General features: G+C 31.8%; 5 protein-coding genes and 1 pseudogene. 3 read left to right on the forward strand and 3 right to left on the reverse strand.

The genetic code is table 11. From position 1 onward, the window contains the following. The 3 genes and pseudogenes from F6X55_RS02555 to F6X55_RS02565 all read right to left on the reverse strand — a co-directional run. The coding region (locus F6X55_RS02555) for an AAA family ATPase (RefSeq protein ID WP_153461831.1) at positions 1 to 468 on the reverse strand (468 nt) is incomplete at its 3' end. Beyond that, positions 461 to 1,909, reverse strand: a complete 1,449-nt coding sequence (locus F6X55_RS02560; protein ID WP_035197639.1) for a Mu transposase C-terminal domain-containing protein — start codon at positions 1,907 to 1,909, stop codon at positions 461 to 463. The genes F6X55_RS02560 and F6X55_RS02555, both read right to left, overlap by 8 nt. A 65-nt stretch (positions 1,910 to 1,974) precedes the next feature. After that, a pseudogene (locus F6X55_RS02565) lies at positions 1,975 to 2,520 on the reverse strand (recombinase family protein); the annotation flags it as partial. A gap of 268 nt (positions 2,521 to 2,788) precedes the next feature. Between F6X55_RS02565 and F6X55_RS02570 the strand changes: the two are divergent. Genes F6X55_RS02570 through F6X55_RS02580 form a run of 3 tightly spaced genes read left to right on the forward strand, consistent with a single transcriptional unit; the run spans position 2,789 to position 6,457 of the window. Continuing rightward, complete coding sequence (locus F6X55_RS02570; protein WP_161993046.1) at positions 2,789 to 3,880, forward strand: GerAB/ArcD/ProY family transporter; 1,092 nt, start codon at positions 2,789 to 2,791, stop codon at positions 3,878 to 3,880. Further along, positions 3,867 to 5,330 (forward strand): spore germination protein, encoded by a 1,464-nt coding sequence (locus tag F6X55_RS02575; protein ID WP_153461834.1) that lies wholly within the window; start codon positions 3,867 to 3,869, stop codon positions 5,328 to 5,330. The genes F6X55_RS02570 and F6X55_RS02575 overlap by 14 nt, the downstream gene beginning before the upstream one ends. Beyond that, positions 5,327 to 6,457, forward strand: coding sequence for a Ger(x)C family spore germination protein (locus F6X55_RS02580; protein ID WP_035197633.1), 1,131 nt, complete (start codon positions 5,327 to 5,329; stop codon positions 6,455 to 6,457). The genes F6X55_RS02575 and F6X55_RS02580 overlap by 4 nt, the downstream gene beginning before the upstream one ends. Positions 6,458 to 7,045 lie beyond the last annotated feature (588 nt).

Raw genomic sequence — 7,045 nt, forward strand, 5'->3', positions numbered from 1 at the left:
TGCTAAGTCATTTCGATCATATAAATCCCTTAGTTGTTCCAAATTTTGCACTTTTAATCGATCTATTTCGTCAACAATTATAAGATCAATATCTTCATAAGTATCAGTAGAATATTCTTCTTCCCCTCCGTTATTTACCTTATAAATAGCTTTAGTCATACCCATTTTACCACCAATAATACTAATTTCGTCAGTCATTTTAGTAGCACGTATTGCTGGCGCTGTATAAAAAATTGTTCTAGCTTTAAGAATCCTTTCATCTGTATCTAAACCAATTTTTTTCTTATATTTATAATCTATTTGTTTTTCGATATAATCCCAGTTTGAATAATATCTTGAGGATAACGTTTTTCCTACTCCCGGTAGTCCGTAACAAATTCCTATATATTTATATTTGATACAAGCATCACAAAACTCTGCAAATCTTTTATACTCTTTTGTTTCAATAAACTTCTGTGATTTATTCATTGAAATACCTCTTGAGTTTTGACTTTTTAGAATCAGATTTATTCGACTTGTTCTCCAAATCTTTTTGCTGTGATAAAGCAATTTCTTCTGCAACAGTTCTTCTGGTATCAATTTGCTTATTGAGATTTTTACGCACCTTATTTCGTGCGGAAACAATATCTTTTAAATCTACTTGGTAATCAGATATCTCAGGGGAAATAGCAGTACATAAGTATTTGTCTTGATAGAACACTCGAATCTCTGCAATATCCCTTGGATCATAACGAATAATGACTGTTTCACCAATATATGCAGCTAGATTTGTATCTATATACCTTAAACCTTGGAAGTGAATACCATCCGAATGAACCTTCCTCGGTTTTGCTACATTTAACAATAATAAATCTAGGCTTTCCAAACTATCTGGCATATTGGGGAGGAATCCAGAATTATTCCAAGCTTTGATGGGTTCTTTTTTTGTTGTACCGTGAACCCTATGATGATAATTATATATAATGAAATTTGATAATTTATCATCAAGTTCTTTAAGAGTAAGAAGAGCAGGGCTGTGCTGATTTCCAATATATCCAGGTAAATCTTGTAGAAACAACTGATTAATAGTTAAAAAGAATCTTTCAATTTTCCCACGCCCTCTTGGAACTCCTACTGTAGAAAAAACAAGATTAATTTTTAAATCAATTGCTACTTGTTCCAAATGATTGGAGGTAAAGTCACTTCCATGATCTGTATAAAACTTTTCAGGGATACCACATATTTGCCAATCGGGGTTTCTTTTTCTCCATATTGCTTGGTGCAAAACTAAAGATGTTTGTATAGCAGACGGGTCTTGAAAAGTTAAAAAATATCCAGCAACTGCTCGACTATAGTCATCTAAAATAATTGTTAGCCAAGGTCTTTCCGGTTTTCCCTTTTCATTTAAAACAATTATATCTAATGGGGTATGATCAGCTTGCCAAATTTGATTAGGATAACTAGCCTCTCGTCGGTGAATTAAATCATAAGTGTTTTGATATTCTTTTTTTCCTTCATAAGCTAGTTTTTTTAGTCCTTGTGATAAAGACTTTGAAATAGCATAAACCTGATAGTAACTGGGTTGCTTCCAATTATTCTTTTTGCATGTCTCACAAATCTTCCTATGAATAGAAGTGACTGAATTTCTTTTGTGACTAAGTATTAAATTCTTAATCTCTTCTTGTACTTCATTTTCCACTTTAAATATTCCAGAATCTGTTCGACTCTTTCGAATCAATCCAATTAATCCAAATTGCTGATACTTACTAACCCAATAGTGAAGTGTACGTTTTGAAACACCAGATTCCTCAGCAATAGCTTTCAAGTTTTTCTCACGGTTAATATATGGCTCAATTAACCTGTATTTTTCCATAGCTATTTGTCTCTGCTCTTCTGAATACGAAGTCAATGATGGAAGTTCTTTTCCCATATAGAAACAGCTCCTTTTAATTAATGAAGCTAATGCTATTAGTTCCTCTAATTGTTGTCATTGTTTAAATATCGATATAGAGTGGCTCTACTTATACCAGTCATTTCTACAATTTCTTTAACGCTGTATTCTCTAGTATTATAAAGATTAATGGCTTTTGTAATATCTTTAGTTCCTACTTTTGGTCGTCCTCCTTTTCTTCCTCTTGCTCTAGCACTTTTTAGCCCCTCTTTAGTTCGTTCAACAATCAAATCTCGTTCGAACTGGCTAAAAGCTTGAAAAACAGTCATCATTAACCTCCCTTGCGGGGTGGTAGCATCAAAATTTTCTTTCACACTGATTAATTTTACATTTTTCTCTTCAAAGTAATTAACTAGATCGATTAAGTCTTTTGTGCTTCTACCTAATCTTGAAAAACTTTCTACTACAACAATATCCCCAGGTCTCAATTTGTCTTTTAGACGATTTAGCTCTGGTCGGTTTGATTTTGTTCCTGTCATTTTTTCTGTAAGAATTTCATTACAATTATATTTTTCTAATAAATCTAATTGCCGTGCTAAATCTTGCTGACGAGTACTTACTCGAGCATAACCATAAATGTACTGACTCATAAAAAAATACCACCTTTTCAATATAATTATATCATAAAGGGTGGTATATGAAACATAGATTTTGAGCAATCTTTAAAGACAATATTTCTTATGGCTTTGAGCTATTTAATATTCATAGTAAAAACGTCTCAAAAACATTCGTTTTTGAAATGTGTGACTTTCCAAAAAATATCATTATATAATATTTATTAAAAATCGGATAATGCGAATAGTATGAAGTAATTTAGCCAATATAATATTATAAATGGATTTTATAGGGAGTTTTTTGATGACAAAAATCAACATCACACAGCTTTTTACGATTTTTATATTAAGTATGGGGTTAACTAATCATGTCATTGTTATCCCGTTCTTAATTAATGCTGCAGGTCGTGATGCATGGATAAGTGTAATTATTGGTTATATATTAACCCTTTTGTTCTCCTTATTATTATTGTATGTTACAAGGAAATTTCAATCAGTATCTATTTTTGAATGGATATCATCTACATATTCCAGACTGCTTAGTCGAGTAATTGCTTTTTTATTGTTCATTTATTTAACTATAACTGGTTTTATTACTTTAAAAGAAACGGTATTATGGATAAATGAAACTTTTTTGTTTAATACACCGGTAGTAGTGGTATCTTTATTCATTCTAACCGCATCCATTTATATTTCATACGGTAAGATAAATGTAATTGCCATTTGTGCAGGTGTTGTACTTCCATTCGTTATTATTTTTGGTTTGTTTGTCGCAATTGGTACCATTCCTGATAAAAACTTTACACTTATTACGCCTGTATTAGTGGAGAATGGGTGGAAGGAAGTGATTCATGGTTCACTTTTTGCATTTGGTTCAGCCATTGAATTAATTTTACTGATATTTTTACAGCATCGCGTCGATAGAGAACTGAAGTTTTTACACATTTTACTTCTCATCATTTTTTTATCCATTCTAACTGTCGGACCACTACTTGGCAGTATCTCAACTTTTGGAGTAGAGGAAGCAGGGAAATTGAGATATCCTGCCTTTTTTCAGTGGCGTATCTTAGGGATAGGTAATTATTTCAATCATCTCGATTTTTTTTCCATTTATCAATGGTTATCTGGTGCTTTTATCCATATAAGCATGATTTTATATATGATTACATTGCCCTTTGACATTAAGAAGAAAAAACAGCGTTTTTATATTCAAGCCTTTATTTGTGTTATCTATCTAATTGTCATTACATTACCTATTTCAAATGAAGAATTCTTCACCTTTTTATCACGATTTTATTACATTGGAAGTATCTTTTTTGGTGTTTTTATCACAGTTTTTATTGCCTTTTTAATTAAAACTTCAACGAACAGGGTGTCTACAAATGAAAAGGGATAATTATCAAATAGATGAACGGTATATTAAGAATCTTTTCCGACATTCAACAGATGTATCGGTTGAGAAACAACACCTATATGGAAATAATAATAAGGAACAAATACTTATTATTTACTGCAATGGGTTAATTGAACATAAATTATTAATAAATAGTATACTTCCAGACATTCAAAACAAATATTACCGTGATGGATTAAAAGGTGTTGATAATATAAATTGTTCCGAACGCATTACATTGCGTAAGCATGAAATAAATGTTGATAATACGCTTCAAGAAAAAGTTTTCAATGGCTATACAGCAATACTGATTACTGAAACTTTATATTTCTTTAATACATCCAGTCCACCAAAACGATCACCAGAGGAATCTCATACCGAGGTATCTTTGCGTGGTCCAAGAGACGCTTTTGTTGAAGATTTAAGTACAAACATTGCTTTAGTGCGAAAACGGCTTAAATCGAATTCTTTTGTAACAAAGTCTTTTACCCTTGGTAAAAGAAGTCAAACGCAAGTTCGATTAGTATACATAACGGATATACAAAATAAAAAAGTAATTAAGGAAGTTACACATCGTTTAAAAAATATAGATATAGATATTGTAAACAGCGACAACCAATTACTAGCACTCCTTGGTGGTTCTAATTACTCTCTTTTTCCATTAATGCGATCTGTCTCTCGACCAGATGGTGTTGTCAGTAGTCTAGTTAGAGGCAGATTTGCTATTTTTATTGATAATGTTCCTAATGTTTTAGTTGCACCAGCAAATTTAGGAGTGATTCTCCATACTGCAGAGGATGAACATACACCTTATTTCTATGCTTCTTTTGAGCTTTTACTTAGACTTTTGGGGTTGATGTTGTCCTTATTTTTACCAGCTTTTTGGGTATCGTTATCTGCATTTAATGTAGACCAAATTCCACTTCCGTTACTTGCAACAATATCATCTTCTAGACTAGGTATACCTTTTAATACAGTAGTTGAAGTAATATTAATGATTAGTTTATTCGAATTATTTCGCGAGGCTGGTGTCAGATTGCCAAAAGCGGTGGGGCAAACTGTAGCAGTTGTAGGTGGATTAATCATAGGTGATGCAGCAATTAGAGCAGGTTTAACGTCTCCAACTATGTTGGTTATTACTGCAATTACAGTTATATCAACCTTTACACTAGGTAGTCAGGTTCTTTATGGTACAGTTTTAATCATACGACTCTTTTCAATTCTTCTTTCTTCTGTTCTAGGAATGTTTGGTTTTTTTATTAGTATCTATTTAACACTTGGCTATCTTGCTAAGCTAGAATCTTTTGGTATTCCTTATCTAAGTCCAGTCTCACCATATGTAAAAAACGATTTCTCTAAATCTTTACTGAAATATCCTGTTGACCAACAAAATGAACGCGCAAGAATCCTTGACACAAATGATACTGACCGTCAGGGAGATGAAAAAAAATGAAACAATTAATCGTCCTGCTGATGATAGCATTCGTATTATTGATTTTAACAGGATGCTGGGATGAACACGAAATTGGTGAAGTGAATTACGTCACAACAATAGGAATTGACTATAAAGATGAAAAATATATAATGTATGTTCAATTACTTGATTTTTCCAATGTAGCTAAAACGGAAGGTGGCAAATCGGGACAACCCGTGCCATTATATATAGGCACTGGTTCAGGTCGTACTATTAATGATGCTATCTTCGATTTATATCGAACATCCCAACAAACTATGAACTGGTCACATATAGGAGCAATTATCTATTCAGAGTCTGTTTTGGAAAAAGGTATAAAAAAAGTGGAGGAATCCTTAAAGAAAAATGGAGAATTTCGTTATACACCATGGATGTTCGGAACAAAAGAGTCAATTGAAAAAATACTTAGCTCAACTGGCTTTTTTCAACTGCCACCATTATACACGATCTTGTATAAGCCAACAGATACATATTATCAATATTCTTATATAAAACCGATGCGTTTGCATAAATTTATTTCGATTTATAATGAACCAGGAGGAACAGCTTTGCTGCCTTCTATTTCTATTAACGAAACAGATTGGAAGGAATCTGTTACAGAACCAAAAACTAAAAGCACCTTAAAAATAAATGGTGCTTTTCCTGTAAGTGAAGGAAAGTATAAAGAATGGTTGTCATATGAAGAGCTTACTGGTCTCAGATGGACGCAAAAAAACATTAAAAATACACCAGTAGATATTATTGAAGATAATAAAATTAAGGGTGTTGTAAGAATAACGTCACCTTCTGTAAAAATAAATGTAGTTAGGGATGGAGAAAAATTCCATTTCAACATACATGTTGATGCAAAAGGAACATTAACAGATTTGGAAGAACACCTTTCCTCAAAAAAAATAGAAGAATTGGTAACAAAACAGATTGAAGCAGAAATAAGGTCCACTTATCAAAATGGAATTGATAAGGAAATTGACGTATATAGTCTAAAAAATATACTTTTCCATGATAGGGTTAAACCACAACAATTAAAAGATTATACATTATCTGCTAATTCTATAAAAAATGTTACAGTAAATTTTCTCTTAGAAAACAGGGGTTTATATGATTGAAACTGGAGTTAGATAAACTTAGTTGCTAATTCAAATAATTTATTTATAAATATTTAAAACAGTAAGACAAGGAGAATAAATTACTAAACAATGAAAAAGATTAAAATAAAAATGTCTGAGAGGTTAATTCAAAACTTTTGTTAAAACCGTTTTAATTTATCTATTCTCCTTCATAATATCCATGAAGGGAAATATTACTCCGAGTTACAATTGTTTAGTAGTCATATTGAGAAACTAAAGGAAGAAATGCTTCTATGTGAAAATCCTGAACTTTAAAGAATTATTAAGGAGAAAATCACCTTTATAAACAACATAATTAAACATTTAGATAGAGAAACAATATAAAAAATCTCTCTTATCTTGGACTGCCCCTCAATAACAAATGGGGGTGCTTTTTTATGCCAAAATCCTCTCTCACATATTCTGGAATATTTTCCACATACTAAGACTACTAGTTCATTACATAGTGGAGGTTCATATGTGGAAAAGGAAACAGGATAACAAGAAAAAAAACATTCCAAGGGGACATCCACTTTTTCCATGAAATTGGAACAACTAAGGGATTTATATGATCGAAATGACTTAGCG

The sequence above is a fragment of the Sediminibacillus terrae genome, from assembly GCF_009602435.1.
GTDB classification, from domain to species: domain Bacteria; phylum Bacillota; class Bacilli; order Bacillales; family Amphibacillaceae; genus Sediminibacillus; species Sediminibacillus terrae.